General features: G+C 43.9%; 13 protein-coding genes, 1 tRNA gene and 1 pseudogene. 10 read left to right on the forward strand and 5 right to left on the reverse strand.

The annotated features are described in order from the left end of the window. Positions 1-222 precede the first annotated feature (222 nt). Positions 223-939: a glutamine amidotransferase gene (locus tag WFH18_RS08050; RefSeq protein WP_005263112.1), complete on the reverse strand. Its 717-nt coding sequence runs from the start codon at positions 937-939 to the stop codon at positions 223-225. Positions 940-1181: 242 nt separating this feature from the next. Between WFH18_RS08050 and yfcF the strand changes: the two genes are divergently transcribed. Together yfcF and WFH18_RS08060 are read left to right on the forward strand one after the other, a co-directional pair. Next, entirely contained in the window at positions 1182-1823 is a 642-nt protein-coding gene (gene yfcF / locus WFH18_RS08055; protein WP_005263109.1) for a glutathione transferase, read from the forward strand. A 130-nt stretch (positions 1824-1953) separates the two neighbouring features. Next, complete coding sequence (locus tag WFH18_RS08060; RefSeq protein WP_005263103.1) at positions 1954-2895, forward strand: cation diffusion facilitator family transporter; 942 nt, start codon at positions 1954-1956, stop codon at positions 2893-2895. A gap of 31 nt (positions 2896-2926) precedes the next feature. Here WFH18_RS08060 and WFH18_RS08065 read toward each other — a convergent pair whose 3' ends face one another. From WFH18_RS08065 to cysS, 4 genes are all read right to left on the reverse strand, one after another. Continuing rightward, positions 2927-3904, reverse strand: a complete 978-nt coding sequence (locus WFH18_RS08065) for a fatty acid desaturase family protein (RefSeq protein ID WP_005263102.1) — start codon at positions 3902-3904, stop codon at positions 2927-2929. 93 nt (positions 3905-3997) lie between these two features. Then, positions 3998-4786: a PaaX family transcriptional regulator C-terminal domain-containing protein gene (locus WFH18_RS08070; RefSeq protein ID WP_005263101.1), complete on the reverse strand. Its 789-nt coding sequence runs from the start codon at positions 4784-4786 to the stop codon at positions 3998-4000. Positions 4787-4977: 191 nt separating this feature from the next. Then, positions 4978-5053, reverse strand: a tRNA-Gly gene (locus tag WFH18_RS08075). Between the two features lie 62 nt (positions 5054-5115). Further along, positions 5116-6537: a cysteine--tRNA ligase gene (gene cysS / locus WFH18_RS08080; protein ID WP_005263100.1), complete on the reverse strand. Its 1422-nt coding sequence runs from the start codon at positions 6535-6537 to the stop codon at positions 5116-5118. Between the two features lie 432 nt (positions 6538-6969). Between cysS and WFH18_RS08085 the strand changes: the two genes are divergently transcribed. From WFH18_RS08085 to WFH18_RS08120, 8 genes and pseudogenes are all read left to right on the forward strand, one after another. Then, the gene (locus WFH18_RS08085) at positions 6970-8013 is read left to right on the forward strand and encodes a KpsF/GutQ family sugar-phosphate isomerase (protein WP_004279959.1); all 1044 of its coding nucleotides are present in this window, start codon (positions 6970-6972) and stop codon (positions 8011-8013) included. A gap of 3 nt (positions 8014-8016) precedes the next feature. Then, entirely contained in the window at positions 8017-8556 is a 540-nt protein-coding gene (locus WFH18_RS08090) for a KdsC family phosphatase (protein ID WP_004279958.1), read from the forward strand. Positions 8557-8589: 33 nt separating this feature from the next. Continuing rightward, the gene (lptC, locus tag WFH18_RS08095; protein ID WP_004729873.1) at positions 8590-9138 is read left to right on the forward strand and encodes an LPS export ABC transporter periplasmic protein LptC; all 549 of its coding nucleotides are present in this window, start codon (positions 8590-8592) and stop codon (positions 9136-9138) included. After that, positions 9122-9688, forward strand: coding sequence for a lipopolysaccharide transport periplasmic protein LptA (gene lptA / locus WFH18_RS08100; protein ID WP_004646679.1), 567 nt, complete (start codon positions 9122-9124; stop codon positions 9686-9688). The genes lptC and lptA overlap by 17 nt, the downstream gene beginning before the upstream one ends. Further along, the gene (gene lptB, locus WFH18_RS08105) at positions 9688-10431 is read left to right on the forward strand and encodes an LPS export ABC transporter ATP-binding protein (RefSeq protein ID WP_005104345.1); all 744 of its coding nucleotides are present in this window, start codon (positions 9688-9690) and stop codon (positions 10429-10431) included. Before lptA ends, lptB begins: the two co-directional genes overlap by 1 nt. Positions 10432-10651: 220 nt before the next feature. Then, positions 10652-12118: pseudogene (locus WFH18_RS08110) on the forward strand (TolC family outer membrane protein). Next, positions 12115-14238, forward strand: coding sequence for a type I secretion system permease/ATPase (locus WFH18_RS08115; RefSeq protein WP_005263095.1), 2124 nt, complete (start codon positions 12115-12117; stop codon positions 14236-14238). The pseudogene WFH18_RS08110 and the gene WFH18_RS08115 overlap by 4 nt, the downstream one beginning before the upstream one ends. Further along, positions 14235-15422: an HlyD family efflux transporter periplasmic adaptor subunit gene (locus WFH18_RS08120; RefSeq protein WP_005263094.1), complete on the forward strand. Its 1188-nt coding sequence runs from the start codon at positions 14235-14237 to the stop codon at positions 15420-15422. Before WFH18_RS08115 ends, WFH18_RS08120 begins: the two co-directional genes overlap by 4 nt. Positions 15423-15460: the final 38 nt, after the last annotated feature.

Raw genomic sequence — 15460 nt, forward strand, 5'->3', positions numbered from 1 at the left:
AAATTTCTGTCCAACATGGTGTACTTTAGCAAGTTGTTCAAAATCCTGTCGCACAACAGGTTTAATTAGCTCATGAAATACGGTATTCTGATGTGACAAAACCTGAATCCTGGTCGTTAAAGTGTTTGTTTGCACTCATATTTTAACTGTTAGGACTCAGGTTTTTTTATTTAAAGCAAACTATGGGACAGCAGTGCCCAACTGGGTGCTTTTTTATTACGGTTATTTAAGTTGCAAGTTTTCTAAATAATGCAGCAATACCGAACTGGCGGCCTGTTCAAGCGCGGGTGCATAGCTTTGATGATCTGCCCGCAGTGCAGGGATATTGATCTGGGCTTTGCGTAACTCACAGGTATGTCCAATCAGCCATTTCTCTAAACTTTCACTGACCACTTCAGCATGGAATTGTAGTGCTAGAATATTCTGTCCTACCTGAAAGGCCTGATTTGGATAAAGGTCAGAGCTGGCCAGTAACTCTGCCTGTTCAGGTAGATCAAAGGTATCACCATGCCAATGCAGGACGTCAATATCTTCCAGAGCTTTTAGTGGATTATTTTCAATAGAAGTAAGACTGAGTTTAGACCAGCCAATTTCTTTTACATCTCCTGGATAGACTTTGGCATCCAATGCAGCAGCAATTAACTGCGCACCTAAACAGATGCCTAACGTTGGTAAGTTCTTTTCTAGGCGAACTTTAAGTAAGTCTATTTCCTGTTGTAAGAAAGGATAGTCCTCAGTTTCATAGACTGCAATTGGGCCACCGAGAATGATTGTTAATCCGGGATGTTCAAAAGCCTTGGTGAGATCATCGATACCAGCTTCGAAATAACGCACACGTAAGCCGAGCTGATAAAAAATATCTTCCCAAGCACCTAAGTCTTCAAAGGCCAGATGTTGAATGGCATACACGGTATCGGGGAGGTGGGCTAAGTTCAACATAGTTTTTTGATATCAAGAGAATGATTTAATTTAACGTGAATCAAAAGCAAAATAAAAGGCTTTATGCCCCACATCACGTGCAAAATAAAAAATAATAAGCATCTCTGCACTATCAGTAAGTGTGTAAAAATTTTTCGTGTGATCGCTACATCAAGCAGTTCATTTTTCCTTTTATATAGAAAAGAGAGTAGAGTAAGGCTGCCGTACTGAATAAAAACAACAAGGTCATCAGGAACAAGGATATGCAGAATATACGTTTATATGTCGATAAAAATAGAATCAGCCCTTATGCCATGTCGGTTTATGTTGCCTTAAAAGAAAAGGGTTTAGATTTTCAGGAAATCGTGATTGATTTAGATCAGCAGCAACAGAAATCTGCGGCTTATCAAGCCATTTGTCCAAGTGCTAAAGTTCCGTTTTTAATAGTAGATAACTTTAGCCTGTTTGAATCATGGGCGATCACTGAATATCTGGAAGATGTCTTTTCGGCTCCAAGTTATCCGGCACTATATCCAAAGGAAATTCAGGCGAGAGCCAAATGTCGCGCCATACAAGCCTTGGTCAAAACCGATTTTATGCAAATCCGCCAACAAATGCCTTCCGATTCGGTATTTCATCCACCAAAAATATCTACATCTCTTACAGCTCCGATCACCGAAGAAATTCAGCGCTTGGTGAATGTGGCAGAACATATGCTGGAGGACATATGGTTGACTGAACACTGGTCCATTGCAGACTTTGATCTGGCCTTTATGTTGCATCGTCTGCTGAGTCATCAGGTGAAACTTCCTGTGAAAATAATAGAATATGTCGAGCGTAATTTTAAGCGGGCTTCGGTACAGGCTTGGCTGGCAGAGCATGAAAAAGCTAAAACTTTAATCTAATGTCGACTGATAAAACAGTTCATAAAAAACCTACTTAAATAGATAAAATTCAAGCGTAATATGAATCAGAACAAGACTTGAAAGATGCTGAGGATACAGTCCTCGTTGAATAAGAAGGAAGGAGTGGCCGGTGGGAAATTCACATCATCATGAGCATAGTCATGTCACCGTGACTGCAAAAAATGCCAGAAAATTATCAATAGCGCTGGGATTAACCACCACTTTTTTAATTGTGGAAGTGATTGCTGGTTTTCTAACTCAAAGTTTGGCCTTACTTTCTGATGCTGCGCATATGTTTACCGATGCTGCTGCACTGGCTATCGCTTTAGTCGCTATCAAAATTGGACAAAAACCGGCAGACAATAAACGGACATTTGGTTATCAGCGCTTTGAGATTTTGGCTGCTTTGTTTAACGCCTTAATGCTGTTTGTGGTTGCGATTTATATCTTGTTTGAAGCTTATCAGCGTTTGAGTCATCCACCAGAAATTCAAAGCCTTGGCATGATGATTGTTGCTGTTTTGGGGCTGATCATTAATCTGATTTCCATGAAAATTCTGGTGTCTAGTAGTCAGGAAAGTCTCAATGTCAAAGGTGCTTATCTGGAAGTGCTCAGTGATGCACTGGGATCTGTAGGCGTGATTATTGGAGCACTAGTGATTTATTTCACCGGCTGGATGTGGATAGATACAATCATTGCAGTATTAATCGGATTTTGGGTATTGCCAAGAACCTGGATTTTGCTGAAACAGAGCATCAATATTCTGCTTGAAGGTGTGCCGGAGGAAATTGATATTGAAAAATTACGTCACGATCTTTTGGCGCTTGATGGGGTCCAGGATATTCATCAGCTCAAGGTCTGGGCGATTACTTCCAAAAAAGTCATGCTGACCGTGCATCTGGTTGCACCGAATGTGGATTATCAGAAACTGCGGCATCAGACCTTTGAGATGCTTCACCATGAGCATCATATTACCGAGATGACCTTGCAGATTGAAGCGGAAGATTGCCCGCCGGAACATCGGGGACAATCCTCACATCCGCATTCACATGCTGAAACCCATCAGCATTGAAGTGGAATAATCTAAGCATCGGGAAAGTTGATTATTTTTTTAAAAGTGAACGAATCACATCCAGATAACTTGGCGGAGCATCGACATACTCACGCTCCCTTAACATCTGGTGCATTCTCCCCAGCTTTTGATGCGGAACAGAGGCCATTAAATGATGTTCAATATGATAGTTCACATGAATCGGGGCAACCAAAGCACGTGCCAGCCAGCCTGCACGAGTAGTTCGGGTATTGCTAAGGGCAGAATGACTGGTTTCTAATCCGGCATGTTCAGCCATGGCACGGATGCGGATGAACAAAGGAAATGGGGTGATATAGGCGAGAGGCCATAATAAATACAGTTTAGGATGGCCGCTGGCCCAAAGCGCAGAAAAAATTGCTGCATTTGAAATTAACATACCAGAACTATTTTTAAGCAAGTTTTTCGCTAACTCTAAATTGCTGCGATCACCACGCGGAATTGGCTTGGGGTCATTGGAAACACTCCATTCCAGTAATTCCAGATCCATTAATACTCGACCAGCGAGAAATTTAAGCCCCGATTGCCCATTCAGGTCACGGAAGAATTTCCTGAATAGTGAGCTTTGCGTAATGGGAAAGTTTTTTACCAACCCCAAGTCAGGATCATCTGGTTGCGAGGTTTTAGCATGATGTTTCAGATGATAAGGACGATACTTGCTGACATCATTCCAGATCGGGCGTGCACAGAGCCAGTCAGTCAAATGAGTGTTCAACCATTTGGTTTTGAACAGGCTATGATGTGAGGCATCATGCATCAAAATAGCCAGCGCAAGTTGTCGGCCAGCCAAAATGGCCAATGCCAGCGCGCACATCAGGACTTTCCCCCACGTAGGTAAATATTCCCAGCTATAGGCTACCGTGCCAAAGGTCATGACAATTATGGTCCAGGTTGAACCTACTGCCCAAGCACCATGCAAGTCTGAGGTCATGGTGAGTTCTTTAATTTCATCACGACTAAAAAGTTCTGTGACACTGACCTTGCTGTTCATTCTTCTGCCTATATTTAGTTCTTATTGTTGTATTCAATATATTTGGATGGAATATTACAGTCAATTTATTTTTGTGTGTAAAAAAGAAATAAATTAGCCCCCTTGGTCTTTAAAATAGTGTTGCCATAAAAGTTGACCCTGTTTTTCTATTTTGCGGACTGCGAGCTCAAATTGTTGTCGGGCATCGGTGTCTATCCATTCTGCAGGAAGCAAAGGATCAGCACGTAAACTAAATAGGGCAGACTTACCTAGATAAAAGGCACTTTTTGCAGCCTCTGCTAAAGTCAGATTTTGGTAATTCTCAAACCAGTCGTTAATATCATGCTGTACGGCATGATAGGTTTGATGTAGCTCTTCGATATCCCATAAATCACGAACTTCGGTTTCATTTTCCAGTTGACTGACTTGGAAAAAACGTGCGTCAGGATCTAATCCAAACTGGATTACAGCTTTTTTTAATGGACTTAGATTCAACGTTAAATTATCGGCGCGAATAAAAACATTTTGCTCTAGTTCCTGAAAACCATAATAACGCAGCGCTTTTTCTCTTTTAGATAAGGCGGTACGGTCTACACGTCCCAAAGTGCCGGTATAGACCAATACATATTTTCCGTTCCACGTGGTCGCCGTTTGCATATCAGGATGTTTGTTTAAGCTGATAAAAGAAGTATCGAATTTTTTCTCTAGCAATTGATATACGCCGCGCTCTACAGCTTGAATGACATTTTCCTGATTTAATCGGGCTACAGCGACACGGATACCATTGTCAGATATACCCAATAATTCAGCAGCAGTTAATATCCGCTTAATAGACAGGGTTGAGTTTTTAGAGGCATATAAAAGATCTAGAATTAGATGACGAGCATTTAATTTATAAGTCATGAAACGATATCGTTATGAAAGGGATTAAAAGTTTTAAAGTTTATCCACAATAGCACTTTGTCATGAATAACCCAAAAAAAATGTCAGGGTAAAAGAGGATGAATAAGTGATTTGAGATATGCATTTTATTAATAAATTTTTTTCAAACACAATAAAAAACCCTTATCTTTCGATAAGGGTTTTTCGTATTCTGGAGCGGGAAAGGAGACTCGAACTCCCGACCCCAACCTTGGCAAGGTTATGCTCTACCAACTGAGCTATTCCCGCAATGAGGTGAATTATAGAGAATTCCACAGCAGTGTCAACTCTCTATAAATCTGTTTGATTAATTAATCAACACGGCGCCAAACTGTACCTTGACGGGTATCCTCAAGAACAACACCTTGATCAAGTAAAGATTGACGGATTTCGTCTGCGCGTGCGAATTCTTTGGCTTTCTTGGCATCCTGACGCTGTTGAATCAAATCTTCAATTTGTTCAGGTGATAGTCCCAATGCTTCCTGACCAATGTCAGACTTGAGGAACTCTTCTACATCTTGCTGTACCAGACCGAGAATATTGGTCAGGTGACGCAAAGTTGCATAATAGATCGCTGCCTGTTCTGCATTTTCTTCTTTCACCGCACGATTCAGCTCTTTATTGATTTCGAACAATACCGCAATCGCTTCAGGCGTATTGAAATCATCACGCATAGCGGTATTAAAACGTTCAACCAAAGCCTCATCCAGAGTTTCAACCAGATGACCACCATAAACCGCCTGATAGGTTTTAAACGAGTGATAGAAACGAGACAAGGTATTTTTTGCTTCTTTTAAGGCAACATCCGAGTAATTTACCGGGCTACGATAATGGGAAGAGACAATAAAGTAACGCACCACTTCCGGATGGAATTTTTCAATCACGTCGCGAATGGTGAAGAAATTGCCTAAAGACTTCGACATTTTCTCGCCATCGACATTAATAAATCCGGCATGCATCCAGTAATTGACATACTGTTCACCAGTTGCTGCTTCAGATTGTGCAATTTCATTTTCATGATGCGGGAAGGTTAAATCAGCACCACCGCCATGAATATCGAAATGATTGCCTAGGCAGCAGGTTGACATTGCGGAACATTCAATATGCCAGCCTGGACGGCCATTGCCCCAAGGAGATGCCCATGACGGTTCATTTTCCTTGGCATGTTTCCACAGTACAAAGTCAAACGGGTGTTTCTTTTCGACTTCAACATCGACACGTTCAGACGCGCCGGCTTGCATATCTTCTAATTTACGGCCAGACAGACGACCATATTTGGCAAACTTCTCGACCTCAAAGTAGACATCGCCATTATTGGAAGGATAAGCCGTACCTTTGTCGACCAGGTTGCCGATCATATCTTGCATCTGATCGATATAATCTGTTGCTTTAGGTGCAACATCAGGTGCAAGGCAGCCCAGTTTGGCAAAGTCTTCATTCATCGCATCAATAAAGCGACCTGTTAATTCTGAGATACTTTCGCCATTTTCATTGGCACGTTTAATAATTTTGTCGTCAATATCCGTAATATTACGCACATATTTGACTTTCCAGCCTTGGCTACGCAGGAAGCGGATAATATAGTCAAATGCAACCACTGTACGTGCATGTCCAATATGACAGTAGTCATAAACCGTCATTCCACAGACATACAGGTCAATCTGACCTTCAACACGAGGTACGAATTCTACTTTTTTGCGTTGCTCTGAGTTATATAGAACAAATGGTTGCATAGCTGTTCAAAAGACTTCAAATAAAAGGATGAATCATCTTAACCTAAGCATAATTATTCATAAAGATAAAAGCGTAAAAAGCCTCAGTTATTTAGGGGAGTTAGGCGACAAGAGTGATTTAGGAAGAAGAGGTTTAGGAAGTGAAATGGCGATATTGAGCTTACATTTTCAGAGGCAGTGTTTGCCAGTATGATTGAATTATATTTGAATGAGTCTGGTCTGATTTGAACCAAACCTATTTTGGATAGCGTAAGCGTGTTCCCCTAAAAAATAAAAATAAGTACATTCTATAGTTTTAAAAATGGAGCGAATGTAGAGGTGGAGATACCAGATTGCGCAAGTTGAATACAATCTGAATATATTAAAAATCCGTCGAATCTTCTACATTTAGAAAGCTTACAATTGCATAGCTATGCTAAAATTGCGAAAATTATGCCCATCAAACCAGAGTTTTTCTCTGTCCTTAGCGTAGGTAAACAGGCTTTGAATCCACAAAAAACAGCGAATCAACTAGATTTCCAGAAAGTCGCACTTGAAACACTTCGCATCGAAGAAAATGCACTACAGATTTTAGCAACACAGATTGATGACCGTTTTAGCCGGGCATGTGAAATTATTCTACAGTGTACTGGCCGTCTGGTGATTACCGGAATGGGCAAGTCAGGTCATATTGGCCGTAAAATGGCGGCGACCTTTGCTTCGACCGGAACACCCTCGTTCTTTATGCATCCGGGCGAAGCCGGTCATGGCGACTTGGGTATGCTGGTGGCTGGTGATGTGCTGATTGCAATTTCAAACTCGGGCAAGAGTGATGAAATCATGATGCTGATGCCGCTGATCAAGCATCTGGAAATTCCGCTGATTACCATCAGTGGTGATGATCGTGGTCCAATGCCACAAAATGCTGATGTAGCTTTGACGCTGGGTAATATTCAGGAGGCTTGTCCACTGGGTTTAGCGCCGACATCGTCAACGACGGCAACATTGGCTTTGGGCGATGCTTTGGCGGTAGCTTTATTGGATGCTCGCGGCTTTACCTCGGATGATTTTGCACGCTCACATCCTGCAGGTGCGCTGGGTAAGCGTCTGTTATTGCATGTGAAGCATCTGATGCGTACTGGCGCAGATTTACCTAAAGTCTCGCCAGATACCGCCATGAATAAAGTATTGTACGAAATTTCCAACAAGCGCTTGGGCTTAACCACAGTCGTCGATGAAAATGATGTGTTGCTGGGGATTTTTACCGATGGTGACTTGCGTCGCTTGATTGATAAGCAGCAAGGTTTTGATGTCAATCTGGCTATTCAGGACGTGATGACCAAAAATCCGTTGACCATTTCTCAGGAAGCACGTGCAGTGGTGGCACTGGAACGTATGAATGAGCATAAAATTAATCAATTTGTAGTTGTTGATGATGCCAATAAAGTCATTGGTGTGATTAGTATGCATGACCTGATTCAGGCTGGGGTAAATTAATAAATGGCATCTTATGTATTATTAGAGCAGGCACGTCATATTGCAGCACTGGTGCTTGATGTAGATGGTATTTTAAGTGATGGCTTTGTAACGCTGACCAATACTGGCGATGAGATCAAATCCTTTGATATTCGTGACGGTCTGGGCATGAAACTGGTTCAGCAAGCAGGGATCAAGGTGATTATTATCACCGGACGTAAAAGCAATATCGTAGAAAAGCGTATGTCGGATCTGGGTGTTGATCTGGTCTATCAGGGCCGTGAAGACAAAGGTACAGCACTTCGTGAAGCCTGCGCACAGCTCAACATTGATCCTGAAGATTGCCTGTACATGGGCGATGACTGGCCTGATCTGTCTGCTTTTGCCATTGCCGGCATGAAAGTGACCGTGCCTAATGGTCATGTTGAAGTTCGCCGCCGTGCCGATCTGGTGACTCAGGCCCAAGGTGGACGTGGTGCGGTGCGTGAAATCTGCGATATGCTGTTAATGTCCAAAGGCATGTACCAAGAGTTACTTGAAAAATATACTCGTGCGCCTTATTAATAAGTCATATCTTTTGGATTAAGTACACCGCTTATGGATACTAAAGTTTTATATATTACGGCTGTGATTATTGCCGCAATAAGTGGTGGTTATTACTATTACAGCGGCAAGGGCAACAAGCTGCAGGCAGATTCTGCGCGCAGCATGACCTATTCCGCTCAAAATATTAACTTAACCCAGACGGATGAAACAGGCCAGGTGTCGGTTCGTGCCCAAGTGGACCGACTTGAGCAGAACCTGCAGCTAGAAACTTCAAAGCTAGAAAATCTGCGAGCATCGACTTATGACAATGGCAAAGTCGATGCAACTTTCTTTGCCAAAATGGCGCATGGTTATGATGACAATACAAAAGTTGTACTCTCTCAAGAAGTGTTCGCCACCAAAATCATGCAAAATGGGAAAATGCAGTTTCGTACTGAAGAACTGACCGCTTTTCCGAAAACACGTGAAATTGAAACAGACAAGACAGTGATTGTGGAATCTCCACAGGCTGAATTTGTCAGCCAGGGTCTTAAAGCCAATCTTAATGATGGTCAATACGAATTCTTTAATATTCGAGGAAAGTATGAACCAAACTCCTAAAGCCAAAATGATGCACACTTTCCTGAAGCGTATGACGCTGGCGACTGTGGTTGGACTCGGTTCAATCGCTGCTTTTGCACTGCCATCTGACCGTAACCAGCCAATCACCTTGCTGGCTGACCGGGCGACTTTCAATGAGCGGACGGGTGTGACGACGTATTCGGGCAATGTCATCATTGAACAGGGCACCATGAAGCTGCAAGCCAATTCGATTGTGGCCAATCTGAACAATAAGCGTCAGATCAGCCTGATTACGGCTACTGGCAGCCCGGCACAGTTCCAGCAAAAAGTGGATCCGGCCAAAGGTCTTGCCAAAGGTCAGGCGCAGAAAATTGTCTACAATGCTGAAACCGGGATTATTACCTTGTCAGGCAATGCCTTCCTGCAACAGGACGGTGCCAGTATTCGTGGTGCGACTTTAAAATACAGCATGAACAAAGGCGATATCGAAGCCACCGGAACACCAAACAAAACCGGTTCATCGTCTGGTCGTGTACAAATCGTGATTCCACCCTCTAGTTCAACATCCTTCCCGGGAGCGCGTGATTAATGGAGCAATCGCAGCAGGTTCAAACCCTCACCATTAAACATCTGGCGAAAAACTATAATAAACGCTGGGTAGTGAAAGATGTATCGTTCAGCATGGAAAGTGGCCAGATTGTCGGGTTACTGGGACCAAATGGTGCCGGTAAAACCACCAGTTTTTATATGGTGGTTGGTCTGGTGCGGATGGATAAGGGAGAAATCTATCTCGATGATCTGGATCTTTCCGACCTCGCAATGCATGAACGGGCACGTAAGGGGATTGGTTATTTGCCGCAGGAAGCTTCAATTTTCCGAAAACTGACGATTTCAGAAAATATTATGGCAATTCTGGAAACCCGTAAAGATATGACCAAGGCACAACGTCAGCAACGTCTGGCGGAGTTACTGGCAGACTTTAAAATCACTCATATCAAAGATTCTTTGGGCATGAGTGTATCGGGAGGTGAGCGACGTCGTGCCGAGATTGCACGTGCACTTGCGGCCGACCCAAAATTTATGTTACTCGATGAGCCTTTTGCCGGTGTCGATCCGATTTCGGTTGGAGATATTAAGGATATTATTACGACCTTGAAAGATCGCGGAATTGGGGTGCTGATTACCGATCATAATGTGCGTGAAACGCTGGCGATTTGTGAGCATGCTTATATTGTCAGTGAGGGTGCATTGCTTGCTGAAGGTACACCAGAAGAAATCCTGGCGAATGAGACTGTGAGAAAAGTTTATCTGGGTGATGATTTCACTGTTTAAATAATCCTGCTTTCTATAAAAACCCTGCATCAGGCGCCAGTTGTCGAATGCAGGGTTTTTTTTGATCAAATCAAAGTGAAAAAGATTTCTTTTAAAGGGATTTGATATATTGTTAGGCTAAAACAAGAAACATTACATAATTATGCGATTTAGGGCAGAACACTTTAAAAAAAATCAGGGGAAAACAGATCAAAAAAGAAGGGGATTGATATTTCTTCTTTTGCCTTTATCTGTGTCTTTGGGGCATGCAGAAAGCTCACCCCATTATTTTGCCAATCTCAAGAATGGCTTGGGCCAGTTGATTGCACCCAAACCAACACGGTCAGCGCATACCATTGATATTACCTCGCTTGGTCATTATTCATTAGATACATCAAAAGTAGCTGAGCTGCCGCAAATTACCCGGCCACAGTCAGGACAGCCAGCTTTAAGTTCTACGATCACAGCTGGCATTCCACAGAAAATGAATCTGATGGAAGCCGTACATCGGGCGGTGCAGCGCCGTCCTGAAATCACCCAGAGTATTTCGACATTATCTGCGCAGGCCGCGAATATTGATGTGGCGAGATCGGGTTATTATCCGCAGTTATCCGGGGGTATCGGGACAGGTGACCTCACTTCCGGTGAACGTGGACGACAAATGGTTTCTTTGAATGCCACCCAGATGCTGTATGACTTTGGCAAAATTAAAACCAATGTCAATGTGGAAGAAGCCCGCTTGGCAGAACAACAGGCCAGGGTGCTGGTCAGTCTGGACCAGGTCGCATTTGAAGTGGCTGATGCAATAGTGAATATTAAGCGCTATCAGGAGATTACCAAGATTGCCCAGCAGCAGATTCAGGGCATTGCACGGATTGCAGAAATTGCCAATTTGCGTGCCCGCGCCGGAATCAGCAGTCAGGCCGACCCGATTCAGGCGCAGTCCAATCTGGAAGCAGCGCAATAAAATCTGATTGTACAGCAGACCCAACTCAGACAATATCAACAACGCTTGCGTACCTTGCTAGGATTTGATGTATCAGCTATTGAATGGGATATTCCTGAGCGCATTGTGGCACAGGCCGATCTTTATCAAGATCCGGAATTTACCCAGATTCCGAACATGATTCTGGCACACGCCGGGGTTAATATTGCCCGTTTGCAAAAAGATCAGGCGCGATTAAGTCCTTATCCGACTATTAGTGTTAAAGGCAGTCTAAGTCAGGCGATGAATGGACGGAATCCGAATAATAATGAAGATGATGGCTTCTATAATTCAGTCATGATTGAAGCCAGCAGTAATTTGTATCAGGGTGGTGCAACACGTTCACAGACTCGTGCCGCAAGCTATGCCGAAGAAGCTGCACGCGCACAGGTCAATACGGTCTATCTGGATGTACTGGATCAGGTGCGCTTGATCCGTGAGCAAATTGAAAATAAACAAAAGCAAATGGGGGTTTTATCCCAACGCCGAGCAACCACGGTACGCACCAAAGAGCTGTATCAAGAACAATATAAATTGGGTACCCGAACCGTAGTGGATTTGCTGAATGCAGAGCAAGCCATTCATAGTGCAGCGCAGGAAATTGAAGCGGCGCGCTATGACATTTATTCGGCGATCGTACAGTACATTCAGGTCACGGGCCGTACACGGGATATTTACGCGCTTAACAGCATTTCTATTCAGGGGTTTGAAGTTCAGCCATGAGTACTACAATAATAAATTATCAACCTTGGCTTCAGGCAGTTTTAAATATTGCCCGGCATTACCGTATTGAGCCTTCTGAGGAGCGAATTCGTCTGCAACTGGACTGGAATCAGCATCATGACATCGATGACATGCTCAAGATTGTCAGTCGTCAGATGGGTTTAAATCTCCGTAAAAATAAATTTGAGCGCAGCCTGCTGAATTCATGGCGTTTACCTTTACTGGTTGAATTCGATAGTGGTGATGTGGGCGTGATCGAACGCATCGACACACAGGGCAATGTCAGCATCCAGCTCAGTGGTGATGAAGGTTTATCTCAAAGCTTTACAGTTGAACACTTAGAGACTGGCATAAAGCATCTTTATGTGCTGCGTCCTGAATCTTCAGTGCCAGATGCGCGGGTGGATGAATATATCAAACCCTTTGAGAAAAACTGGTTCTGGTCAATTGTCCTGAATGACTGGAAGCGTTATATCGATGTGATGTTTGCGTCTTTAATTGCCAATATTCTAGCATTGGCCACGATAGTCTTCTCGATGAATGTCTATGACCGTGTCATTCCATCACAGTCCATTCCGACGTTATGGGTGTTGGCCGGTGGTGTGCTGATCGCCGCGATTTTTGAGTTTGTTTTACGTGTCTCGCGGATCTATCTGTCAGACATTATTGGTAAACGTGCGGATTTAAAAATTTCTGACCGGGTGTTTGGTCATTCATTACGGATTAAAAACAATGAACGTTCCAAATCAACAGGAACCTTCATTTCACAAATTCGCGAGCTGGTGACTTCAACCACAGTTACGGCCATTGCCGATCTGCCATTTTTCTTCCTGTTCTTGGGCATCTTCTGGGTGATCGGTGGCAATCTGTTCTGGGTCATGTTACTCGTTGTGCCCTTAATGATTCTTCCAGGGATTCTGGCGCAGAAAAAACTGGCACAGCTGGCCCAGTTGGGGATGCGCGAATCTGCCATCCGCAATGCCTTGCTGGTAGAAGCTGTAGAAGGAATTGAAGACATCAAGCTGTTAAGAGCTGAAACGCGTTTCCAGAATCAGTGGAATCATATGAATGAAGTATCAGCCGATGTCAGCATACAGCAACGTAAAATTGTCGGCTTGATGACCGCCTGGACTCAAAAAATTCAGGGGCTGACCTTTGCGATTGTGGTTTTAGTCGGGGCCTTTGCGGTGATGGAGGGTGACATGACCACAGGCGCACTGGTGGCCTGTTCGATTCTATCTTCACGCATGCTGGCACCAATTTCACAAATTACGGGTGTACTGGGTCGCTTGCAACAGGCTAAAGTCGCCAAGGCTGGTCTGGATGAACTCATGAAAAAACCAGTGGATCAGCCGGATTATTCGCACCTGATTCATCGTCCGGCACTGGATGGGCATTATGAGCTCAACGGGGTGGTGTTTAAATATGGCGATGATGATCCGAAACCGAGTTTGATGATTCCCAAGCTGGAAATCAAGCCGGGGGAGAAAATCGCGATTCTGGGCCGTAATGGTGCAGGAAAATCGACCTTGTTACAGCTTTTGTCTGGGATGCAGACACCGTTACAGGGCAAGGTCAAGCTGGATGGTATTGATCTGACCCTGATTGATCCGTCAGATGTGCGGCGTGATATGAGTTTGCTAAATCAGAACTCGCAGTTATTTTATGGTTCAATTCGTGAAAACCTGACTTTGGGTGCACCTTTGGCCACCGATCAGCAAATTCTGGAAGCCTTACAAATTACCGGTGCACTGGGATTTGTACAGGAGAAAAAAGAAGGACTGGATCATATCCTTTTAGAGGGTGGTGTCGGCTTTTCTGGTGGGCAGCGTCAAGCCTTGTTATTGGCACGGTTATTGATCCGTCAACCAAAAAATTTGCTACTGGATGAACCGACCGCTGCCATTGATGATGTGTCAGAAAAACAGTTGATTGATCATCTTAAAGGTTATTTAACCCATCGTACGATGATCGTTGCGACCCATCGCCGTGCGGTATTGGAACTGGTGGATCGTATTCTGGTGGTCAATGATGGCAGGATTGTGATGGATGGACCAAGGGATCAGATCCTGAATCAGTCGCAAGGTGGTAATAAGCGGGTTGTGGGAGCAAGTGCATGAGTGAACTACAACAACTAAAACGTTCCAGCAAGGTCAGCTTTCAGGAGCCGCCCTTACCGAAATCAAGTATCATCATCTGGATTATCGGCATTGGCCTATTGGTATTGCTGAGCTGGGCCTGGTTATTCAAATTGGAAGAAGTATCTACCGGTACTGGAAAAATAATTCCATCATCCAAAGAGCAGGTGATTCAGTCTCTGGATGGCGGTATTTTGACTAAACTTAATGTCAAAGAAGGTGAGATTGTCGAGCGTGGGCAAGTATTGGCCCAGCTTGATCCGACCCGCTTTGAATCCAACGTCGGTGAATCAGAATCCTTGCTGGTGTCATCACGTGCCACTTCAGCCCGTTTACGTGCGGAAGTCACCGGCGCACCGTTGGTCTTTCCTGAAGAAGTGTTGAAATACCCCAAATTGGTTAAAGAAGAAACGGCCCTGTATCAGTCGCGTCGAGCCAATTTGCAAGAATCTGTTGCAGGCCTGGAACAGGCTTTGTTACTGGTGCAGCAAGAACTGGAAATGACCGCTCCCTTGGTCGCCAAAGGGGCAGCCAGTGAAGTTGAAGTGTTGCGTCTAAAACGTGAAGCCAATGACCTGCGTAATCAGATGAATGATATCCGTAATCAATATTATGTAAATGCGCGGCAAGAGCTGTCCAAAGCCAATACCGATGTGGAAACTCAGCAACAGGTGGTACGTGGCAAGTCGGATACTTTGAGCCGAACTGTTTTTAAATCACCGGTTCGCGGTGTGGTCAAAGAGATTGATGTGATGACGCTGGGCGGCGTGATTCCACAAAATGGCAAGTTGATAACCATCGTGCCACTAGATGAAAAATTACTGGTTGAAGCTCGAATTTCGCCGCGTGATATTGCCTTTATTCGCCCTGATCAGGAAGCGCTGGTCAAAATTAGCGCCTATGATTATTCAATTTATGGCGGGCTAAGCGGTAAAGTAACCATGATTTCACCGGATACCTTGCGTGATGAAGTCAAGCAGGATCAATTTTATTATTGGGTGTATATCCGTACCGATAGCGACAAGCTCAGCAATAATGCCGGGCAGGAGTTCAATATTACTCCAGGGATGGTGGCCACCGTGGATATTCGTACTGGTTCAAAAACCGTGATGGATTATCTGATCAAGCCATTTAATAAAGCCAAAGAAGCCTTGCGTGAACGGTAATATTTGCCAAGCAATTGAGTAAAACAATCGATCAAAAT

This window comes from Acinetobacter sp. USHLN143 (assembly GCF_037145695.1).
Taxonomy (GTDB): domain Bacteria; phylum Pseudomonadota; class Gammaproteobacteria; order Pseudomonadales; family Moraxellaceae; genus Acinetobacter; species Acinetobacter fasciculus.

Coding starts and splice junctions, on each gene's coding strand:
- WFH18_RS08070 (WP_005263101.1), bottom strand. CDS start 4,786: ATGACTTATAAATTAAATGCTCGTCATCTAATTCTAGATCTTTTATAT.
- WFH18_RS08115 (WP_005263095.1), top strand. CDS start 12,115: ATGAGTACTACAATAATAAATTATCAACCTTGGCTTCAGGCAGTTTTA.
- WFH18_RS08120 (WP_005263094.1), top strand. CDS start 14,235: ATGAGTGAACTACAACAACTAAAACGTTCCAGCAAGGTCAGCTTTCAG.
- WFH18_RS08050 (WP_005263112.1), bottom strand. CDS start 939: ATGTTGAACTTAGCCCACCTCCCCGATACCGTGTATGCCATTCAACAT.
- WFH18_RS08090 (WP_004279958.1), top strand. CDS start 8,017: ATGGCATCTTATGTATTATTAGAGCAGGCACGTCATATTGCAGCACTG.
- yfcF (WP_005263109.1), top strand. CDS start 1,182: ATGCAGAATATACGTTTATATGTCGATAAAAATAGAATCAGCCCTTAT.
- lptA (WP_004646679.1), top strand. CDS start 9,122: ATGAACCAAACTCCTAAAGCCAAAATGATGCACACTTTCCTGAAGCGT.
- lptC (WP_004729873.1), top strand. CDS start 8,590: ATGGATACTAAAGTTTTATATATTACGGCTGTGATTATTGCCGCAATA.
- lptB (WP_005104345.1), top strand. CDS start 9,688: ATGGAGCAATCGCAGCAGGTTCAAACCCTCACCATTAAACATCTGGCG.
- WFH18_RS08065 (WP_005263102.1), bottom strand. CDS start 3,904: ATGAACAGCAAGGTCAGTGTCACAGAACTTTTTAGTCGTGATGAAATT.
- cysS (WP_005263100.1), bottom strand. CDS start 6,537: ATGCAACCATTTGTTCTATATAACTCAGAGCAACGCAAAAAAGTAGAA.
- WFH18_RS08085 (WP_004279959.1), top strand. CDS start 6,970: ATGCCCATCAAACCAGAGTTTTTCTCTGTCCTTAGCGTAGGTAAACAG.